Raw genomic sequence first — 22272 nt, forward strand, 5'->3', positions numbered from 1 at the left:
TTTAAGAGCATTGCGTATTTTAGAAAACTTCATAAAAACGGTAATTTTAGAAGAAGCTACTATTACAGAAAAAGTTACACTTTCTAACAAAGCTTATAGAATTCGTCTTCAAGGAGACAGTATTCATAAAGCTACATTTACACCTGGTGCGTTCTTAAGAATGGCTGTAGGTATTGGTAAAGAAGAACTGTCAATGAAAGACAAAATAAGAAGCTACAGCGTTTGGGATATTGATAAAGAAAAAGGCTCATTAGATTTAGCAATTGCCACACATAGTAATGGTATAGGCTCACAATGGGCAAAGCATTGCAAAGAAGGTGATACCATTTATTACAAATGGAAGAAAGGTAATTTCATTGCAGATGATTCAGCCGAAAGCTATATCATGATAGGAGATCTTTCTGCTTTGTCTCATTTATACATGATTAACCGAAATATTGGCAAGGATAAGCAAATCGGTAGTGTTATCTATAATTCTAATAAAAGTGAATTATTTCCAGATATAGATGGGCATTTTCCTTTTAATTTTTATGAATTACCTGAAAACCCATACCATGAAATCATCACCAAATTAAAAGACATCATCCCAACTCTAAAAGGCAAAACGCTAGTTTATATTGCTGGTGATAGCAGAACCTGTATTGCTTTAAATCATTTTTTTAGAAAAGAATTGCATTGGGACACCAAACGAATAAAAACAAAACCTTTTTGGAACCCTGAAAAAAAAGGTCTAGAATAATTCCCAATAAAAAGACGTTAAAACAACCCCTAGATTAGTATAGCCACAAAAAAAAACAGCACCTTTAAAGATGCTGTTTTTTTTGCTAATATATAGATTCCTACTGTCGCAAGAATTTGGTTATCTAGAATAATTTGGTGCTTCCTTAGTAATGGTAACATCATGTGGGTGACTTTCATTAATACCAGAACTTGTGATTTTTACAAAACGTCCGGTTTCTTTTAAAGTGGCAATATCTTTAGCACCACAATAGCCCATTCCTGCTCTAAGTCCACCAATAAACTGGTGAATACTTTCTACCAACTCACCTTTATAAGGCACACGACCAACAATACCTTCAGGAACTAATTTTTTAATATCGTCTTCAACATCTTGGAAATAACGGTCTTTACTTCCTTGTTTCATGGCTTCTACAGACCCCATGCCTCGGTAAGACTTAAACTTACGTCCTTCATAGATAATCGTTTCTCCTGGACTTTCTTTTGTTCCTGCCAAAAGCGATCCTAACATTACGGTATCTGCACCAGCGGCAATTGCTTTAGGAATATCTCCTGTATAACGAATTCCACCATCTGCAATCACAGGAACTCCTGAGCCTTTAATAGCCGCAGCGACTTCTAACACTGCAGAAAACTGAGGAAAACCAACTCCTGCTACTACTCTAGTGGTACAAATTGAACCTGGCCCGATACCAACTTTCACTGCATCAGCTCCAGCTTCTACTAAATATTTTGCAGCAGCACCAGTAGCAATATTACCTACAATGACTTCAAGTTTAGGGAATTTCGTTTTGATTTCTTTTAACACTGCTACAACACCTTTGGTATGACCATGAGCGGTATCAATAATCACAGCATCGACTCCTGCATTTACTAATGCCGAAGCACGCTCTACAGCATCGCCTGTAACTCCAATAGCTGCTGCTACACGTAATCTTCCGAAAGAATCTTTATTGGCATTTGGCTTTTGCGTCACCTTAGTGATATCTCTAAAGGTAATTAGTCCCTTTAGTTTATAATTATCATCAACAATTAATAATTTTTCAATTTTGTTTTGTTGAAGAATTTTTTCAGCATCTTTTAAAGAGGTACCTACAGCTGCAGTGACTAAATTGTCTTTAGTCATAACATCAACAATAGGCTTCTTACTATCGTGTTCAAAACGTAAATCTCTGTTGGTAACAATACCTTTTAATTCGCCATTATCGCCTACAATTGGAATACCTCCAATACCATGTTCTGCCATATTTGACTTGGCATCAAAAACAGTTGCGGTTAATGGTAGCGTAACAGGGTCGATAATCATACCGCTTTCTGCACGCTTTACACGACGAACCTTATCGGCTTGCTGATCAATCGTCATGTTTTTATGCAACACACCTATTCCACCTTCTTGCGCCATAGCAATCGCCATTTTACTTTCGGTAACCGTATCCATTGCTGCGGAAATCACAGGAATGTTAATGGTTATGTTTTTTGTAAATTTAGTTTGAATACTAACTTCGCGAGGAAGAACTTCTGAAAATGCTGGAACTAAGAGTACGTCATCGTAAGTAAGACCTTCTCCAACAATTTTATTTTCGTGTGCTGTCATGGCAATTAAAATTTAATTGCACGCAAAAGTACAATTAATATTGACAAATTATAAGATATTTAAAGGCTATTTACAACACTTAACAATCTATTAATAATCAATAACAATCCATTTTAAGTTGATTATTATTTTTAAAGGCACTTAACGGTTTGTCTAAGTGTGTTGTAGTGATGGTATGTAACACCTCTAAAACCCGATTTTGCATGGCTACAGAACCACAAATCATTACCACTCCACCTGTATTTAAAACACGGCTTAATAAATCTTGATGCTCTAAAATTAAATCTTGAACGTAAATTTTATCGTTCTGCTCTTGTGAATACGCAATATGAAAACTAGATAAAGTCTTTTTACGAAATGCCGAATCGATAATGTTTTCGTAAATTTTTAAAGAATCTTGTGTGCGTCCTCCCCAAAATAAATGGTTTTCCATTTTAGTATGATTCTCATTAATCATTCCCAAAAACGGTGCAATTCCGGTACCATTGGCTATCATTACCACGTCTTTTACATCGGTTGGGAAATGAAAATCTAAGTTTCGTTTAACTTGCGCTTTAACGATTTCGTTGACTTTTAAGTTGTTGAAATAATTAGAGCAAACACCAAATTCGTGTTTTTTAATACTTAAAATAATGTCATTTTCTATTTTACCAATAGAATATTGGCGTTCAATAAAATCGGCTTCCGGATATAAAGACAACAAATCACCAGACTCAAATTTTATCTTTTTATGAGGTCGTAATTGCACTAAAAACGAATCGTCCTTATTGTGTTCTGATTTATTAATAACCTTAAACTTCTTTAATTTTTTTAAATTGATTTGAGGTTTTTGAAACTTAATCTTTAAATCGTGATTTGTACGTTCATTCCATTGCTTAATCCATATTTTATAAGCTTCAAAGGATTGATTATTAATTTTGAAAAGCGGAAGGTGTTTTACAAAATGATCTTGCGTTTGAAACATCTCATCCACTTCAATGGCATATTTACAATAATCAGGATACATAAGCGATCCAAAACCAACAACTGCATACTTCATTACTTGCTGCTGTTGCACTTTTTGAAATAATTTTTCAAAATTTGAAGCACTTGTTGGCGCTTCACCTTCGCCGTAAGTCGAGGCAAAAACGATAATATATTTCGCATTTTTATATTCTGAATACGCGTTTAAAGCTGTAATAAAAACCGAATGACCTTCTGCGATTAAAGCGTCATAAAATAACTTGGCAGAATTAAAGGTATTACCGGTTTCAGAACCAACTAAAATGATATAGTCTGCCTCATCTTTTTTGAATTTATTCTTAATTTTCGCTGTTTCTTTTCGTCGTTTTAAGGTCATGGCAAAGCCAGAATACATAAAAAATAAAATGGCCAAACTCGCTAAGAACAATACGACTGACCAAAGGATAGTCCCTTGACCTGTATGTAAAATTAGGCTCCAATTAGACGCTAATGCTACAAACGAGGTGTTTTGGTTACTGACGATAGCTCCTGTATACTGATTGACTAAAATTTCCTTATCAGATAATTTAACGGTGAAATAATCTTCAATATCATCAGAAAATGGAAACTCAACATAGCTTACATCTTCAAGTTTTATGTTTTGAAATGTTTGAAACTCTATGATGTCTAATTTGTTTTCAACGTCATCTTGCTCAGGATAATTGTGTGATATTTTAGAATCTGGAAGTAAATCAAATTTTTCAAGCGATAGAAATACACCTGTCAGTGTAATAATTACAATAGGAATTAAAGCATATCGACCTATAACAACATGATAATACTGATCAAAGTTTTCTCTAACCACTTTAGAAAAGAAACGTTTGATACCCCCTTGACGTTTTAATATGAGTTGAATTCCTGTTACTGAAATCAGAAATAACAAAAAGGATACGACTCCAATTAAAACACGACCTGTTGTTTTTAGGAACAGCGAACGGTGAAGGTTAGTGGCGAATTCATAAATGGGTGCTTTCTTAATAATATCACCTAATTTTTCACCTGTAAAAGGATTGACATAAAAGGTTTCACTGTTTCCTTCTTTAGTAATGACTGAGACACTTACGAAATCATTTTTATCGACTTCGAGTGTAAATACCTCATCATATTCTTGCTGTAATACATTTAAAGTTTCAGCAAGAGACCTATCGTTTGCCCCAGAAACAGCATACGGTTGCAACTGATTTGTAATGGGTTCAAACGCTAAAATAGCACCTGTTACCGATGCTATTAAAATAAACAAAGAAGACATAACAGCCAATACTAGATGACTGTATCTCCAGATGGAAATGGTCATAGTATCGGTTTTATTGAGGCATCATTCGGATGTAACGAATAAATCCTTTTCCTTCTACTTTAGATTTTACAGTTTCTGAAGTTAACTCAAATTCTACATCACTTTCGTAATACTCTTGGTCTTCAACAGCGGTTTCAAATCTTAACTTGTAACCTTTATCTAATTTGTCATTATCAATTTCAATGACACTTATAGCACGTTCGCCTCCGCTAATAGTTGCTCCTGTAATAGCATCGATATCTGGTCTTCTTTTTCCATAATAGTCCCACCACGATTCAATAGTATTGTACCACTCATCATCATCTCCTTTAACGTTTAAGGTTTCTACATAATCGCCTTCAGGATTCAATAATGAAATAACAATATAGGCTCCTTCACCTGTATAATTTGTCATTTGAATCATACATTTATATTTTGATGATTCTGTGAAATTAGTAAACGATACGAAACTAAAAGCTACAATACCTAATAATGCTATAATGCGTATATTCTTCATCTTAAAAATTCTATTACTTTAAAAATTCTATTGAAACATTGTTTTTCTTTAACAACTCATTTTCTTTTGCCAAATCATAAGCAGATTCATCAAAATCTGTAACAATTTGCTTTTTTGCACCGTGTTTTAGTAAAAATTTTAGAACTGAATTGTCTTGTGCTTTCATTGCTGCAATATGCAACGCGGTATTACCTTCATTATTTTTTGCATTAATATCTTGATCCATTGTCGTTGCAATTTCTAAAAGCTCAATACTATTCTTTTCTACCGCTAAATGATACCATGTATTGCCATTTTTATGAACCGCAGTTAAATCGACTTTATTCTTTTTAAGTACTTCCATTTTTTGAGTAAACTGTTCTTTATTTCGCTTAGAGTATGACTCTACTAAATAATACACAAGGGTATTACCATCAGCATCAACAATAGTCGTATCATATCCTTTTTCAATTAAATATGTAACCACATCTGGAGAATTTCCTTTTAACGCTAATGATAATGCTGATTGGCCATATTTGTTAGTCGTATTAATAGTTTTCAATTTCTCGACTAAGGTTTTAACGACGATCAAATCATTTCTAGAAGCCGCATTCATAACCGCATTATTTCCTTTAAGGTCTTTAGTGCTTACGTCTAATCCTTTTTCTAATAAGAAATTTATAATTTCTAAGTCTTTACTTCTAGAAGCTAAAACGTGTAAAGGAGTAATACCTTCTTCATTAGATACATTTGGGTTTAAACCAATACGTTCTAAATACTTATAGACTTCAATACCATTAGCTGCTCCTCTAGTACCATTTGCAGCAAATATAAAGGCTTCATCAGTACCTTTAATTCCTTTCTTTAAAAGAGAATTCATTAACGCTATATGCCCCGTTTTAGCAGCATAATTAAAAATACCATTCCCTGCTTTGTCAACACTATTAATATCTAAACCTTTAGATTGGAAATAGGTCGTTAATTTAAAATCCTTATCATATGGTGCTGCAAGCAATAAAGCATTAGCTCCATTAGGGTTGGTTTTCTTTATTAATTCTGCATCATACGTTGTTAATATGTCATAGACTGCCGTATTTGCTTGTCCTGAAGCTGCTGCAAAATTAATAATGGTATTTCCTTTATCATCTGTTATATTGGTTTTTGCCCCATTTTCTAATAGATATTCCACCAATTCAGCATTGCCTTTATAAGCTGCCCAAAACGCATAGGTTCTACCATCGTGTGTTAGTTTATTAACATCATTTCCCTTTTGAGAAATCATATAAATAATAGTCTTTAAAGGTGCGTCTTGCAAGGTTGCATAAACCACACCATCAAAATTGTTAGCATTAGCTTCAGCAGGATTATTGCCTTCTTTTATTTTTTGCTTTACAGTTTCTACCGTTGGCTGAGTTCCCCAAAATTCACGATCTAAAAAGATATTCGTACGCTGTGCAAAAGTGGATAACGACAATGCTAAAAAAAGCATAACTACTATCGATTTCATTGTTTTCATATATATGATTAATTTATTTTAAACTTATTTATTTTACAAAAGATTCTATAATACGATTAATTTCTTTTTTAGCTGTTATTTCATCATCAAATAAGTATTTAAACAACACTTTATTATCCACTTTTTCAGCCAAGGTTAAATCTTTATTTCTACCATAAACTGCATCCCATTTTGTTCTTACCAAAGCCCATTTATCTTGCTGTGCTTTCCACCAATCTTGTGACGCTTGACATCTACTATCATCTACTTTTTTATAGGTATTATACCCTTTTTCCTTAGCAATAATAACATCTTCTTTTCTAGCCTCTCGTAACACTTTCTCATTATCTTGATCGTGTACCCAACCAAAATCTGTAATCTCGTGACGGTTACCTCTTAATGTAATATTGTAATCGTTACGTTTGGTGTATTCACGTCTTGGTAATGGTGCTGTTGTCGTATTTTCCCAATAGTGCTTACCATCGACATGAACCCAAGTTCCTGAACCTTCATAACGTGGACTATCATCTACCTGATACACTTTTTGTGTCCACTGCCCTTTTACATCATCCTTAGATTTTTTTTCAAAGGTCCAGTTATTATCGCCATTATACATATAAAACTCTTGATTTTGAAATAACCAATCTTGTCTCCAGTGTTTTACAATATGTGGACTATCAGGTCGTCCAACTTGCAATAAATGTTGAATTGAAATTTTATCATCTTCATCTTCTATAGCAAAAGCATACTCTAAGCCTTTATCAACTTTGGTTTCTGAAGGTCTGTAAAGTGAATCATTACTGTAGTTAAACGTCTCTGTAAAATTGAACGTTACTTCAAAACAACCACACATGGCTTTAATGGCTTCTTGATCTAGAGTTTTCTTCTTTTGTGCATTACTACTTAAAGTAAATGCTAATACAATGACTAAAACGGGTACTACTTTTTTCATATTTAAAAGATAAATAATGTGTTTAAAAATTATTTAAAAAAAACTATTCTTATTTAGAATGAATTAAAATAAGATTTTATATTTGCGACAAATTTATCAAGAATGAGTCTAAATAAAAATAAAATCACAATTTATTTTTCAATAATTTTCTTTTCATGGGCTTTCTCCCAAAAAAGAGAAACCACAGTTGATAGTACCAAAACAGAATCTTTAGATGAAGTTGTTGTAACAGGCCAATATAATCCCACCTCTATAAAAAAATCTGTACATAATGTCATTGTGATTAATAGAAAGCAGATAGAACAAGTTGCGGCTAACAATCTGGCCGATTTATTAAATTTCAATCTTAACCTTACTATTATTCCTAATGCACAAACAGGACGCTCTACGATTTCGTTCTTTGGCTTAGATTCACAATATTTCAACATTTTAGTAGATAACATTCCACTAGTTAGTGACAATGGCTTAGGAAATGATATTGATTTAACCCAAATTAATCTCGACGACATTGAACGTATTGAGATTGTTGAAGGTGCTATGGGCGTTGAATATGGTGCGAATGCTGTTTCAGGCGTGATTAATATCATTACCAAAAAATCTATTGCTAACGATTGGCGTATTCAAGCTTATATACAAGAAGAAACCGTAAGTGACGAGTATGCTTGGTTTGATGAAGGCAGACATATACAATCTTTTAGTGTGGCTCATAACATAAATGAGAAATGGATGGCTAAAATTGGAGCTAACCGAAATGATTTTGCCGGATTTTTAAACCAACGTCAAGGGCAAGATTACTACCAAAATGATGGGCTTAGAGGCTACGAATGGTTACCTAAACAGCAATTAAACACCAATGCTTTAATTAATTATAAAGACAATAATTTTAGAGTACTATACAAGTTTGAATACTTTAACGAGCAAATTAATTATTACGATGCTGCTGTTAGAGCAAATATTGATACTCAAAATCAAACGAGTAATCCATCTGCTACAGATCGTATATTTACCACCAACCGCTTTGTAAACAACTTAAATATTGATGGTAACCTCAACTCAGGGGCTAACTATAACATAGCACTCTCCTATCAGCAGCAAGAACGCGACTTAAACGAATTTAACTATTTTATTTTAAGTAAAGAACGCAGTAATGAAAGTGACGAAACCTACCAATCTAGTAAAGTCGTATTTTCTAAAGCTACTATAGACAACTTAGTAAAAAGTGATTTTTATAATTTCCAACTCGGTTATGAAGCGCGCTATATTGAAGGCTTTGACACGCAAGCTACAGGCGATGTTACCCAACAAGATAAAACCAACACACAGACTAATTCTGCCATTTTTGGATCTTCGGAATTAAGCTTTTCGGATAAATTCTCTTTACGTCCTGGTATACGCTATGAATATAATTCCCTTTTTAAATCGAAATTAATGGGCTCTTTAAGTGCGCGTTATTTAATGGATCATGGTTTTGAACTTAGAGCCAACGTTGGTACCTCTTATAGAACTCCTAATTTTGAAGAATTATACTACTACTTTGTAGATTCCAATCATGATGTTCAAGGGAATGAAAACTTAAATCCTGAAAATGGTTTTTCAGCCTTTGTGAATCTAAAAAAGCGAAGTTGGCTTAATGAGCTTTCTTTAGTTAACAACCTAAAGTTAAGCTATGTCGATGTTTCAGACAGAATTGATTTGGCCGTGGTTAATACCACTCCTTTACAATATCAATTTATAAATATTGATAAATTCAAACTGTGGAGTCTTTCATTAGAAAACACATTGAAAGTCGACAATTTAGCCTTCAACTTAGGTGCTACATTTCAAGGTATTTCTAGAATAAATAACAATGAGGTCAATGGCAATGATGATTTTCTGTACAATTTTCAAGTTAACACTAGTGCATCCTATTTTGTAGAACCTTGGAATACCTCATTCAGCTTACTATTAAAATACAACGGAGAACAAGAGCAATACATTGCATCTGGTTCTGATACGGATGGAAATTCGACCTTTTCAAAAGTAACAACAGACGCATATAGTTGGCTAGACGCCTCTGTAAAAAAATCCTTTTTAGACAATAAAATCAATATAACACTTGGTGGACGCAACTTATTAGATGTCACTAGTGTAAACGTAAGTAATACTGCTACTGGTGGCACACACACAACTAGCAGCAATGCCTTATTGTTAGGCTACGGAAGATCTTTTTATTTAAAACTATTATATAACCTAAATTTTTAAACACTACATATTATGACAAATAAATTTTTAAAATTGGCTTTATGCCTATGTATTATTGCATTTTCTAGCTGCAGTAGCGACGACGACGTTTCTGGTCCACTTACTATTGTGATTGACGGTGCTTCTATCGCTCCAGAAGTTGGAGGTCCTAATCAACAAAACCAAGTTTATATTGACTTAAGTACAAACACAAAAACGGCAGTTCAACGTGATTCTTGGGACTTAGGGTTTTATACAGGTTCAGATTTCAGAGTTACCATAAACGGTTCAATTGAAATGGCAGCTGCCAAACTTAGTACAACAGATATTAATGCTATTAGTTCCACTACACAAGAAGTAATTGACTTACAGCCTGCAGTCGCAGTTGGTACATTTGACAGTACTAATATAACTTATGTAGATGGGTTTGATGGTAATATCAATGACACCGCTATAGCTCCAATCTCTTCTACTGATTCTGAAAACTATGTCTATTTAATAAATCTTGGTAATGAAGTTGGTACAACAACACCTGAAACTGGTTCTGTTGCTTTAAAAGGCGAAGAGAGAGGTTGGAAAAAAATACGTATTCTGCAAGATGCCAATAATTACGTACTTCAATATGCCGATTTGGATGCCACTACACATGAGGAAATCACAATTTCTAAAGACAGCAACTTTAACTTTACATTTTTTAGTTTTAATACAGAGAGTATCGTTAATGTTGAACCTGCATCCTCAAATTGGGATTTAAACTTTACAACCTTTACCGATGAAGTTTTCGCCGGAGCAGATAGTTATGGTGCGTATTTCTATGGAGATTTTGTAGCTTCAAATAACTTAGCTAACGTAAATATTTATAGGGTAGATACTGAAGAAAACTCAGAACTATCTTATGACAATTTTACGTTAAATGATGTCACGACTTCTAATTTCTCTAACGACCAAAGAAGCATTGGGAGTAGTTGGAGAAATGGTGGTGGACCAGGTTCATTACCTTCTCTTAAAGATAATATCTTCTATATAATTAATGATACAGATGGTAATCTTTACAAATTAAAATTCTTAGCCTTAACTAATGCAGAAGGTGAGCGTGGTTATCCTGAATTTGTATATAGTTTATTACAGTAAACTTTTAAATAGATAAAAAAGCCTTCATTTAAAAATGAAGGCTTTTTTTTAATGATACATACTAAAAATCTTAGTCGCTTCATTATATGAACTCTCAAAACACATCGCATTGAGGTCGTGAGCTTTTTTTTGTGTAAAATACGATAACATTTTTTCGGTTGGCATATTCCCTGTAAGATCATCTTTTGCCATTGGGCAACCACCAAAACCTTGTATGGCACCATCAAAACGTCGGCAACCAGCATTATATGCAGCATCTACCTTTTCGAACCAAGTGGTTGGTGTGGTATGCAGATGTGCACCAAATTCTATATTTGAATATTCGGGGATTAAATTTGAAAATAAATAGTTGATATTCTCTGGATCTGAACTTCCAATAGTATCACTCAAAGATAAAATACCAACTCCCATTTTAGATAAGCGTTCCGTCCACTCCCCTACGATATCTACATTCCATGGATCACCATAAGGGTTTCCAAAACCCATAGAAATATAAACCACAACTTGCTTATTGCTTTTGTCTGCAACTTCTAAAATTTCAGACAAGGTCACTACAGATTGTGCTATGGTTTTATGGGTATTACGCATCTGAAAATTTTCTGATATAGAAAATGGAAATCCTAAATAATCAATTTCAGAATGCACCGAAGCATCGTTTGCACCTCTTGTATTTGCTATAATAGCGAGCAATTTACTTTCCGTTTTACTCAGATCTAATTGTGCTAAAACTTCAGCGGTATCAACCATTTGCGGAATCGCTTTGGGCGATACAAAACTTCCGAAATCAATAGTATCAAAACCAACACGAAGTAAAGATTGAATGTATTGCACCTTCTTTTCTGTAGGGATAAAAGCCTTAATGCCTTGCATGGCATCTCTTGGACATTCTATTATTTTAACCGTTTTATTCATTGGTTCAAATATACATTAATTGAAATTGAAATTGAACTCGAAATAAAATTTGAAGTTAAAACTTTAAAGCTTTGATTATAATATAAATGGTGTTTATCTGTATGGATAAGAGGTTTCGTTTCTGTCTATTATTTTTATTAATTGAATAGCATTTCTCCTAAAAAGCCAAACCATATTGTAAAACCTAAAATTCCGCCAACTAGTCCTGATACTATAAACGAAAAACGATATTTAATAGGAATAATTTTAAAAATAACATAAAACGAAATTGTTAAGCCAATTATTAAACTTATCGTTGGAATGATCCATTCATTACACCCCAAATATCTTGATATTTTAAATTCATCTGCATAAAAACTCGACTTAGAAAGACATATTGCACTATAAGAAGCTTGTGCATAATTAAACACTTCTCGAAGTGCAAATAATGACATAAAAACAGCTAACCAATCTACAAGTTTAAATTGGTCTTTCCTTTTTTTTCGCCTTATGAATAAAATGAATAAACCAATAAAACTAGTTAATAATGTTTGTGCAGGACCACCAACAGTAATTAATAATTCATGTAATTTATAGGTTTCATTATACGGATATCTTTCCATGACTATTTTGTCCAACGCTTCAAGCTTTAATTTTACGTCTTCTGGCCATTCTTCGTAATCAATATTTATATATGGTTCTGAAATTTCCTTAATTCCCTGTACATCTTCATCTTGTGAAAAATCTTGAGAGTACCCCATACCTCCATAACTTAGGGTTGTTTCATAACCTAAATGTTTGGCAACAGCAATATGACCAAACTCATGTGTTAACGTTCCTATTACCGTAAACAGAATAAAGCAAAAGAAAATAATGAAAGAAAACCTAGGAAGAAAATTAAATCTTAGCATGACACTAAGTTAAAATAAAAACCGTAATTCCTACAAAAACCACAATCTGAAGCCATTTTAAAACGAAACCTGAGTTTTTATGTTTTAAGGTATAGGTCTTAATTTTTCCGGCTAGCAAAGCAATTATTGAAAATATAAGAAATGACACCAACATAAAAAGGCCTCCCAAAATATAAAATTGCCAAATGGTATTCATTGAATCACTAAATAAAAACCCAGGAAAAAAGGCTAAAAAGAAAATAGTCACTTTTGGGTTGAGGACATTCATAAAAAAACCTTGAACAAATAATTGTTTTAAGCTCTTCTTAGGCACATGTTCGGAATTAAGATTAAGACTAGTATCAGATTTATAAACTTTGTAAGCGAGATACAAAAGGTAAAGCGAGCCTAAAATTTTAATCCCTAAAAATAGGTTTTCATTTGCTGCAATTATGGCTGAAACACCAAATGCTAATAAGGTGGTATGGATAATACAACCTGTAATTAGACCACAAACGGTTGCCATTCCATAAGATTTACCATGACTAATACTTTGTACTAAAACATAGATATTATCTGGTCCTGGCGAAATTGCCAATACTGATGTCGCTAATGCGAATGATATGAGAATGTCGTAATTCAGAATATGTTGATTATGGTTTTAAATTACGCTAGTTCTAACAAACAGTCTACTTCAATAAAGCTTTATTAATCCGTTTTATTAAACTCGGCCCTTCATAAATAAAACCCGTATACACCTGAACCAAATCGGCTCCTGCTGCTATTTTTTCTAAAGCATCTTCAGCCGAATGAATACCTCCTACTCCAATAATTGGAAATGCTTTGTTGCTTTTTTTCGCTAAATACTGAATGACTTTAGTCGATTTATCTTTAATAGGTTGTCCGCTTAAACCTCCATTACCAATTTCTGTAAGACGAGCATCGCTTGCTTTTAAACCTGTTCTGTCAACAGATGTATTGCTAGCAATTACACCATCGAGGTTGGTTTCTGCAATCAACTCTATAATTTCATCCAGTTGCACATTGTTTAAATCAGGTGCTATTTTAAGTAGAATAGGCTTCTGTTTACTAAATGTAGCATTGGCCTTTTGTACAGTAGAAATCAGTTCTAACAAATAATCTTTATCATTTAATTTAGCATGACTGCCAACGTTTGGACAACTGACATTCAGCACAAAATAATCAACATAAGGATGTAAGGCATTAAAGCATTCTAAATAATCTTTGGTATAATCATCTGGAAGCGTTTGGGTGTTTTTTCCAATATTTCCACCGATTATAAGTTGTCCTTTATTCTTTTTAAGTTGTGTTATTGCTGCTTCTAAACCTTTATTATTAAAGCCCATTCGGTTAATAATGCCTTTATCATCTTTTAGTCTGAATAAGCGTTTTTTAGGATTTCCTTCTTGTGCTTTTGGAGTTACCGTTCCTATTTCAATAAAACCGAATCCCAAATTGGCCAATTCATTATATAAAACCGCATTTTTATCAAAACCTGCAGCTAAACCAACGGGGTTTTTAAATTTCAGACCAAACAACTCTCGTTCTAATCGTTTATCTTCAATTAGGTATAAAGATCTGAATAGACTTTTAATTCCTGGTAGTTTTGATACATTTCGAATTAACGAAAAGGTAAAATAATGCACTTTTTCAGGATCAAAAAGGAATAAAACAGGTCTGACTAAAACTTTGTACATGAGAACGATTTTGCTTTACAAAAATAAACAACTCCACGTTAAAACAAACCATAATTTAAGCTATTAATTTTAACAGAAACTGTTATTTATCATTATTTATGCTTAAGTTTTTTACTAACTTTGAAATCCAAACAAAAATCAAAATATCATGAAAAAAATTATAGTTCCAGTCGATTTTTCTAAACACTCAGAATACGCATTAGAAACAGGTGCTGCATTAGCAAAACAAAACAATTCAGAATTAATTGTTATGCACATGCTAGAAATGTCAGAATCTATTTTTTCTGCCTCAAGTGACGAACGCGGTGAAGAGAATGCATTTATGCTAATGGTTGCTAACAAAAATTTTGAAGCATTTTTAGACCAACCATATCTCGAAGGCGTTGAAGTAACACCAATGGTTAAGTATCATAAAGTTTTAAAAGAAGTTGCAGCTGTTGCAACCGATGTTAATGCCGATTTAATTGTTATGGGTTCTAGAGGACACAGTGACCATGATGGTATTTTTACAGGTTCTAATACAGAAAAAGTAGTACGCTACAGTAACACACCTGTGCTAGTTGTAAAATCTAAGCCATCAACTGTAAGTTTTGAAAATATTGTTTTAGCTACTGATTTTTCTGAAGAAAGTGTTCCTGCAGTTAAAAAAGCACAAGAATTACTATCTAAATTAGGTGAAAAAACAGCTTTATTACACATTAATACTCCTAATTTAGGATTCTTAAGCACAGATGAAATTGACGCTAAAATTGCTGCATTTTTCAACAAAGCCAATCTAAAAGAAACAGATGTGACTGTGGCTCGTATTTCAGATCATAACGTTGAAGACGGTATATTAAGTTTTTCTAAAAGAAACAAAACAGATGCTGTAGCAATGATTACACATGGCAGAAAAGGATTAAGTCATTTCTTTGGAGGTAGTATTTCTGAAGACGTAGTTAATCACAGTAAACTTCCTGTTATCACCTTTAAACTTTAATTATATAATAAAAACTTCATGCAGCATATTATAAACCGTTTTATTAGTTATGTAACTATAGACACGGAATCCGACCCAAATTCTGAAACTACGCCAAGTACCGAAAAACAGTGGAATTTAGCCAATAAATTGGTTGAAGAATTAAAAGAAATTGGCCTAAGCGATGTAACCATTGATGAGAATGCATACATTATGGCAACCTTACCAAGCAATGTAGATCATCGGGTACCAACTATTGGATTTATTTCACATTTTGATACCTCGCCAGATTTTACAGGAGCAAATGTAAAACCTCAAATTATTGAAGATTATGATGGTAAAGACATTGTTCTCAACGCCGAGGAAAACATCATTTTATCTCCAGATTATTTTGAAGATTTACTAATGTATAAAGGTCAGACCTTAATTACAACAGATGGTACAACACTTTTAGGAGCAGATGATAAAGCCGGAATTACAGAGATTGTTTCTGCAATGGAATACCTTATTAATCATCCTGAGATTAAGCATGGAAAAATAAGAATTGGGTTTACACCAGATGAAGAAATTGGTAGAGGAGCACATAAATTTGATGTTGAAAAATTCGGCGCAGATTGGGCTTATACCATGGATGGTAGCCAAGTTGGTGAATTAGAATATGAAAATTTTAATGCTGCTGGAGCAAAAATCACTGTAAAAGGTAAGATTGTTCATCCTGGATATGCTAAAGGCAAAATGATCAATTCTATGTATTATGCTTCAGAATTTATTAATACTTTACCAAGATTAGAAACGCCAGAACATACAGAAGGTTATGAAGGTTTTTTCCATTTACATAACATGGAAGGCGAAGTTGAAGAAACAATTCTTCAATATATTATTAGAGATCACGACAAAGATAAATTTGAAGCACGAAAAGCTTTATTAGAAAAAATTGTTTTTGATTTAAATACAAAATACGAAAGTGAGGTTTTTAAAATTGAAATTAAAGACCAGTACTTCAACATGAAAGAGAAAGTAGAGCCTGTAATGCATATTGTAGATATTGCAGAAGAAGCTATGAAAGCTGTTGGAGTGACTCCGTTAATAAAAGCAATACGTGGCGGAACTGATGGTTCTCAACTCTCTTATATGGGATTACCTTGCCCAAATATTTTTGCTGGAGGCCATAATTTCCATGGTCGTTATGAATATGTTCCTGTAGAAAGTATTCAAAAAGCTGTAGACGTTATTTGCAAAATTGCTGAACTTACGGCTAAACAAAACTAGTCTCCGCTTTAACCTTATATATTAGTTAGTAGTATTGACTTAATTTTTTATTAAGTTTACTACTAACTTTTTTTATTGTAATACTTTCTGTTATCTCTTATGAAAAAAATAGCATTCGTCATATTTTTCTGCTTTCTGCTAATCGGTTGTAGCAAACTATTAGGTGAAGAAGTCGCCAGACTAGAAATAAACAAAACAAGTAATACCGAACTTTACCCAAAAGAAGCTGCTCTTAGCCTTTCAAAAGGTGAAAAAATCTCATTTTGGACAGATACAGATGTTGTATATGAAGATGATGTTGCTCTTATATATACCGTTGAAATATGGAAAGATTCTGTAAACATAGGAGGATTAAAATTAGATGCTTTAAAAACAAACCCAACAGTAATGGAACTTAGAAAAACAATAGGAAATAAAACATCTTGGAGTTTTTCTGGTAAGATGAAACATATAACTATAAAGGAAACAGGCAACTATACGTTTAAAGCTATTTTAAACTCCTCTGATAATCCATCCTTAAAAATTAACAAAGCAGAGCTCGTGTTAAAAAAATAACTATTGAATTTACTATTAGCTTTCTTTTCTTTATAAAAGTAAATATTATGAGTATAACAACACCAGAACACGATGCGCGTGTTGCAAAATTAACATTTGCATCTGTTTACCCACACTACATCACAAAAGTTGAGAAGAAAGGCAGAACAATTGAAGAATTGCACCAAGTAATAGAATGGTTAACTGGTTTTGACAACAAAAAGCTACAAGAGCTTATTGAAAAAAAAGTCACTTTTAAAACCTTCTTCGAAAAAGCAAAACTAAACCCAAATGCACATCTAATTAAAGGTGTAATCTGCGGCTACAGAATTGAAAACATAGGCACTCAATTAACACGAGAAGTAAGATATTTAGACAAACTTGTAGATGAATTAGCCAAAGGACGTAAGATGGAAAAGATTTTGCGTAGCGCTTAAATGGCTTTGCTATACTTAAAAAAATTGCTATAACCCTAAATGCTCGCTTACAAAACCATTCTATCTTCACTTTTTGATTAAATTTTAATAAGGGATGTTTCATTACAAATCAACTATTACTATCTTTGCACCCTGATTAAATAGACACATGAAAATTTCTTACAACTGGCTTAAACAGTTTATAAAAACCGATTGGGACGCTGAAAAAACGGGCGAATTACTTACTGATCTAGGTTTAGAAATAGAAGGTATTGATACCTTCGAATCTGTAAAAGGCGGATTAAAAGGTATTGTTGTTGGTGAGGTGTTAACCTGCGAACAACATCCAAATGCAGACCGACTAAAAGTAACAACTGTAAATATTGGTACAGATACTCCCTTACAAATTGTTTGTGGTGCACCAAATGTAGCAGCAGGACAAAAAGTCCCTGTAGCAACTATAGGTACTACATTATACACTGAAGAAGGAGAAGCTTGGAAAATTAAAAAAGGTAAAATTCGTGGTGAAGAAAGTCATGGAATGATTTGTGCTGAAGACGAATTAGGCCTTGGCAAATCTCACGACGGCATAATGGTTTTGGATGCCGATATAAAAGTTGGAACTCCTGCCGCTGAAATCTTTAAAGTAGAAAATGATCAAGTTTTTGAAATTGGCTTAACACCAAATAGAGCTGATGCTATGAGTCATTATGGCGTAGCACGAGACCTAAAAGCTGGTTTGTTACAAAAAGAAATTTCTTTAGAGCTCATTACTCCTTCTGTAAGCTCATATCATGTTGATGCTAGAGCACTTAAAATAGATGTAGACGTAAAAGATTACGTAAAAGCACCTCGTTATTGCGGTGTTACTATTTCTGGTTTAAAAGTTGAAACATCACCTGCTTGGTTGCAAAATCGTTTAAAATCTATTGGCTTATCTCCTATTAATAACATAGTAGATATTACAAATTACGTATTACACGAACTTGGTCAACCATTACACGCATTTGATGCAGATAAAATTGCAGATAAAAAAATTGAAGTTAGAACCTGTAAAGCTGGTACAAAATTTACAACCTTAGATGGTGTTGAGCGCGAATTACACGAAGACGATTTAATGATTTGCGATTCTAATAAACCAATGTGTATTGCTGGTGTTTTTGGAGGTATTGATTCTGGTGTTACAGAAAACACAACACGTATCTTTCTAGAAAGCGCTTATTTTAATCCTATTAGTGTTCGTAAAACGGCGAAGCGCCACGGTTTAAATACAGATTCGTCTTTTAGATTTGAACGCGGAATAGATCCTAATCTTACTGAATATGCACTTAAACGTGCTGCTTTATTAATTCTAGAAATTGCTGGCGGAGAAATTACTAGCGATATTGTTGACGCCTACCCAAAGAAAATAAAAGATTTTGAAGTTCGGTTAAGTTTCGATAATGCTGAAAAATTAATTGGTGAAAGAATTCCTGAAGAAACTATAAAAAGTATTCTGTCTTCTCTAGATATTAAAATAAATAATGTTACAGAAGCAGGTGTAGGATTAACAGTTCCTGCCTTCAGAAATGATGTACAACGTGAAGCTGATATTATTGAAGAAATCTTAAGAGTTTACGGTTACAACAATATAGCAACAACGACTAAATTAAATGCTTCAATATCTAATTCGTCTAAATTTGAAGATTATAAACTTCAAAATATTATAGGTAACCAATTGGCTTCTCAAGGGTTCTTTGAGATTATGGCTAATTCTTTAACATCACCTAAATATATAGAATTAAGCGAGGACTTAAATGAAGCGCATAATGTAAAAATGCTAAATCCTCTCAGTAACGATTTGGAAGTAATGCGCCAATCTTTATTGTTTTCTGGATTAGAAGCTTTAGCTCACAATATTAATAGAAAACGTGACGATTTAAAATTATTTGAATTCGGAAAAACATATCATCAATACTCAGAGGCCAGAGAAGAACACAAGCATTTATCAATTTTTGTGACTGGAAATAAATCTGAAGAACGTTGGAATGCGCCTACAACACCAAGTGACTTCTTTTATTTAAAAGGTACAATAGAAGTCGTTTTACAACGCTTAGGTTTAACAAGGTTAAAATCAGCACCAGTTACATCTGATATTTTTAGTGAAGGGATGAGTCTTTCTATTGGTAAGAAAAAGTTGGTAGATTTTGGTTTGGTAAAAAAATCTGTTTTAAAACATTTTAGTATTTCTCAACAGGTATTACATGCCGACTTTAATTGGGATAACGTTTTAGAAATGGCACAGCATAATAAAATTAAGTTCAATGCTATTCCTAAGTATCCTGAAGTTAAACGTGATTTTGCTTTATTATTAGACAACAAAGTTACTTTTAAAGAAATTAACACTATAGCTAAACAAACAGAAAAGCAATTACTTAAAAGTGTAAATCTATTTGATGTTTATGAAGGTAAGAACTTACCAGAAGGCAAAAAGAGTTACGCTATTAGCTTTATCTTACAAGACGAACACAAGACGCTTAATGATAAACAAATTGACAAAATAATGTCTAAGCTTCAAGCTAATTTTGAAAAACAGCTTGGTGCTGAGTTACGATAACACACACAAGTAAGTCAATAAAAAAAGCCCTTAAAATTAAATTTTAGGGGCTTTTTAATATTCTACATATTTTATTAAAGATCAATGACATCCTTTGTCTTTTTTTTCTTCGGCTTAAATCTAAGTCTAAGCTTTTTAAAACTGATTTCTATATAATAAAGTAAGGCATAAAAGAAAACAGCACCACCAGACATTTCTAAGAACTCTTCAAAATTATACATTAATGCATAGGTTAAGGTATCCTCCCCATGTATTTCTGCATGCATGCCGCCAAGCATTTCCATACCAACTGCCCCACCAATGAATAGGACAGCAGCCAAAATAAAAAGCTTCAAAATCTTTTTAGGTAAATGCATCATAAACTTAAAATAAGTTATACCAAGAATAATAACTAAAGCCAAATACGGTATAAACCACGCAAAATAAAGTAAACCAGACGTATTAAATAAAGCTTCCATTGGTGCTCTAAGCTGCTCATGTATCTGTATCATTTCATCTAAAGAAATAAATACAAAAATAGCCGACATGCCTACCCAATGCCAAAAATAGCTGCCTTTAGCTTTATTTCCCATAGCAATAAATGCTAATAAAATGGCATCACCTAATAGTACTAAAGCAGAAAAATAAGTGGGCAAATTAGCTTCTAAATTTACATTTAAGAGTTTTACTAATAAACGTGTCGCCTTAGCATCCATTCCTGATGTATTAAATAATAAATAAACAGAAAACAAACTTCCTATTACTAATATTGCAATCGCAATAAACAGGTTCCTAAGAATCTTAGCTTTTCTTACCTTTAATTTCATATTAAAATGAGTTTTATCTAGACAAATAGGGAGTTTGCCTTAAGAATAATTAATTTTTAATCAATAAATTGAACTAACGAAGATATCTTTTTTGAATGATAGCACTCTATATTTTATTCAAACAGTCTATAACTTCGTTAAAATGTGTTATTCCACATAAACTCAATATCAGCAAAACACTAATCAATAAATTTCAAATATTTTACGTTCTTTAATATAATTACGCTTTAAAGTTGCTATTTTTAACATTCACTAAAAATTAAAGAAAATGGCAAATATAACCTTAGGCGGAAACCCTATAGAAACTTCAGGAAACCTACCTTCTGTTGGTAGCAAAGCTCCTGATTTTAAACTTACAGCAACAGATTTATCTACAAAGTCTTTAACGGATTATAATGGAAGTCGATTAATATTAAATATATTTCCTAGTGTAGATACAGGAACTTGTGCCCAATCTGTAAGAACATTTAATGAAAAGGCTAGTCAATTAGAAAACACAAAAGTACTCTGCATATCTAAAGATTTACCATTTGCATTAGCTCGTTTTTGTGGAGCAGAAGGCTTAGACAATGTAGAAACGCTTTCCGATTTTAAAACAGGTGATTTTGGAAATGATTACGGAATAACGTTTAAAACAGGACCTTTAGAAACCTTATTATCGCGTTGTATTGTCGTCATTGAAAAAGACGGAACAATTTTACACTCAGAACAGGTCGCTGAAATTAAGGATGAACCTAATTATACAGCAGCTTTAGACGCTTTAAAATAGCACTTAAGCAGCCCTTAAATAGGCTTTAATAATCTTATTATCACACTCGCAAATTTCCCTTAGTTGCAAAAAAAAGCACTAGGAACAAATTAGTATTACTAACTCATGCAAAAAAAAGAACCTTTTATAATAAATAGAATTAAAAGTGTTGGGTATGCCTTTAAAGGTATGTTGATATTAATTAAAACAGAAGCAAGTATCAAAGTACAATTTACTATTGCTATCCTGATAACTATTGCTGGTTTTTATTTTGAAATATCAAAAACAGAATGGATTGCACAATTAGTTATGATTGCGATGGTAATGAGTGTTGAAGGGATGAATACAGCTATTGAATATATAGCAGATTTTATTCACCCAGAATACCATAAAAAAATAGGATTAATAAAAGATATTGCTGCGGGAGCTGTTTTTTTTGCAGGTATAATCTCTGTAATTATTGCTGGTATAATCTATATTCCTAAGTTTCTTTAAAATCAACTTTTCTTTTATATAACATCTTGAAATTAAATTGAACCTCTAAT

20 protein-coding genes are annotated in these 22272 nt (G+C 32.8%); 10 read left to right on the plus strand and 10 right to left on the minus strand.

Translation table 11 applies throughout. The features are described 5' to 3' along the window. The first annotated feature begins 10 nt into the window (after window positions 1–10). Entirely contained in the window at window positions 11–739 is a 729-nt protein-coding gene (locus KO504_RS03940; RefSeq protein ID WP_215925024.1) for a siderophore-interacting protein, read from the plus strand. 120 nt (window positions 740–859) lie between these two features. Here KO504_RS03940 and guaB read toward each other — a convergent pair whose 3' ends face one another. The 5 genes from guaB to KO504_RS03965 form a co-directional block, all read right to left on the minus strand. Continuing rightward, complete coding sequence (gene guaB, locus KO504_RS03945; protein WP_215925025.1) at window positions 860–2332, minus strand: IMP dehydrogenase; 1473 nt, start codon at window positions 2330–2332, stop codon at window positions 860–862. Window positions 2333–2429: 97 nt separating this feature from the next. Next, on the minus strand, window positions 2430–4628 hold the full coding sequence (locus KO504_RS03950; protein ID WP_215925026.1) for a PepSY domain-containing protein: 2199 nt from the start codon (window positions 4626–4628) through the stop codon (window positions 2430–2432). A 10-nt stretch (window positions 4629–4638) separates the two neighbouring features. After that, window positions 4639–5124, minus strand: a complete 486-nt coding sequence (locus tag KO504_RS03955) for a DUF2271 domain-containing protein (protein WP_215925027.1) — start codon at window positions 5122–5124, stop codon at window positions 4639–4641. A 13-nt stretch (window positions 5125–5137) separates the two neighbouring features. Then, window positions 5138–6610, minus strand: coding sequence for an ankyrin repeat domain-containing protein (locus KO504_RS03960; protein WP_215925028.1), 1473 nt, complete (start codon window positions 6608–6610; stop codon window positions 5138–5140). Between the two features lie 37 nt (window positions 6611–6647). Beyond that, window positions 6648–7550, minus strand: a complete 903-nt coding sequence (locus KO504_RS03965; RefSeq protein ID WP_215925029.1) for a DUF6607 family protein — start codon at window positions 7548–7550, stop codon at window positions 6648–6650. 102 nt (window positions 7551–7652) lie between these two features. Here KO504_RS03965 and KO504_RS03970 point away from each other — a divergent pair, with 102 nt between their 5' ends. Together KO504_RS03970 and KO504_RS03975 are read left to right on the plus strand one after the other, a co-directional pair. After that, a complete protein-coding gene (locus KO504_RS03970; RefSeq protein WP_215925030.1) occupies window positions 7653–9791 on the plus strand; it encodes a TonB-dependent receptor plug domain-containing protein in 2139 nt (712 codons plus the stop codon). 12 nt (window positions 9792–9803) lie between these two features. Further along, window positions 9804–10901 carry an HmuY family protein gene (locus KO504_RS03975; protein WP_215925031.1) on the plus strand — a complete coding sequence of 366 codons (1098 nt, stop codon included), beginning with the start codon at window positions 9804–9806 and terminating at the stop codon, window positions 10899–10901. A 48-nt stretch (window positions 10902–10949) separates the two neighbouring features. On the opposite strand, the gene KO504_RS03980 is transcribed toward KO504_RS03975, so the two are convergent. The 4 genes from KO504_RS03980 to KO504_RS03995 all read right to left on the minus strand — a co-directional run bounded on the left by KO504_RS03980 (window position 10950) and on the right by KO504_RS03995 (window position 14400). Beyond that, window positions 10950–11813 (minus strand): hydroxymethylglutaryl-CoA lyase, encoded by an 864-nt coding sequence (locus tag KO504_RS03980; RefSeq protein WP_215925032.1) that lies wholly within the window; start codon window positions 11811–11813, stop codon window positions 10950–10952. 137 nt (window positions 11814–11950) lie between these two features. Further along, window positions 11951–12703: a hypothetical protein gene (locus KO504_RS03985; RefSeq protein WP_215925033.1), complete on the minus strand. Its 753-nt coding sequence runs from the start codon at window positions 12701–12703 to the stop codon at window positions 11951–11953. A gap of 4 nt (window positions 12704–12707) precedes the next feature. Then, window positions 12708–13325: a LysE family translocator gene (locus KO504_RS03990; protein WP_215925060.1), complete on the minus strand. Its 618-nt coding sequence runs from the start codon at window positions 13323–13325 to the stop codon at window positions 12708–12710. A gap of 46 nt (window positions 13326–13371) precedes the next feature. Further along, complete coding sequence (locus KO504_RS03995) at window positions 13372–14400, minus strand: quinone-dependent dihydroorotate dehydrogenase (RefSeq protein WP_215925034.1); 1029 nt, start codon at window positions 14398–14400, stop codon at window positions 13372–13374. A 148-nt stretch (window positions 14401–14548) separates the two neighbouring features. Here KO504_RS03995 and KO504_RS04000 point away from each other — a divergent pair, with 148 nt between their 5' ends. The 5 genes from KO504_RS04000 to pheT all read left to right on the plus strand — a co-directional run bounded on the left by KO504_RS04000 (window position 14549) and on the right by pheT (window position 20173). Beyond that, entirely contained in the window at window positions 14549–15379 is an 831-nt protein-coding gene (locus tag KO504_RS04000; protein ID WP_215925035.1) for a universal stress protein, read from the plus strand. Window positions 15380–15397: 18 nt separating this feature from the next. Next, window positions 15398–16627 carry a peptidase T gene (pepT, locus tag KO504_RS04005; RefSeq protein ID WP_215925036.1) on the plus strand — a complete coding sequence of 410 codons (1230 nt, stop codon included), beginning with the start codon at window positions 15398–15400 and terminating at the stop codon, window positions 16625–16627. 99 nt (window positions 16628–16726) lie between these two features. Beyond that, window positions 16727–17182, plus strand: a complete 456-nt coding sequence (locus tag KO504_RS04010) for a hypothetical protein (protein WP_215925037.1) — start codon at window positions 16727–16729, stop codon at window positions 17180–17182. A gap of 47 nt (window positions 17183–17229) precedes the next feature. Then, window positions 17230–17598 (plus strand): DUF2200 domain-containing protein, encoded by a 369-nt coding sequence (locus KO504_RS04015; protein WP_215925038.1) that lies wholly within the window; start codon window positions 17230–17232, stop codon window positions 17596–17598. Between the two features lie 148 nt (window positions 17599–17746). After that, window positions 17747–20173: a phenylalanine--tRNA ligase subunit beta gene (gene pheT, locus KO504_RS04020; protein WP_215925039.1), complete on the plus strand. Its 2427-nt coding sequence runs from the start codon at window positions 17747–17749 to the stop codon at window positions 20171–20173. A 74-nt stretch (window positions 20174–20247) separates the two neighbouring features. Here the strand turns inward: pheT and KO504_RS04025 are convergent, their stop codons facing one another. Then, the gene (locus KO504_RS04025) at window positions 20248–20979 is read right to left on the minus strand and encodes a hypothetical protein (protein WP_215925040.1); all 732 of its coding nucleotides are present in this window, start codon (window positions 20977–20979) and stop codon (window positions 20248–20250) included. Between the two features lie 268 nt (window positions 20980–21247). Between KO504_RS04025 and tpx the strand changes: the two genes are divergently transcribed. After that, complete coding sequence (tpx, locus tag KO504_RS04030) at window positions 21248–21748, plus strand: thiol peroxidase (protein ID WP_215925041.1); 501 nt, start codon at window positions 21248–21250, stop codon at window positions 21746–21748. A gap of 105 nt (window positions 21749–21853) precedes the next feature. Next, complete coding sequence (locus KO504_RS04035; protein WP_215925042.1) at window positions 21854–22222, plus strand: diacylglycerol kinase family protein; 369 nt, start codon at window positions 21854–21856, stop codon at window positions 22220–22222. Window positions 22223–22272 lie beyond the last annotated feature (50 nt).

This window comes from Winogradskyella psychrotolerans (genome assembly GCF_018860565.1).
Taxonomy (GTDB): Bacteria; Bacteroidota; Bacteroidia; order Flavobacteriales; family Flavobacteriaceae; genus Winogradskyella; species Winogradskyella damuponensis.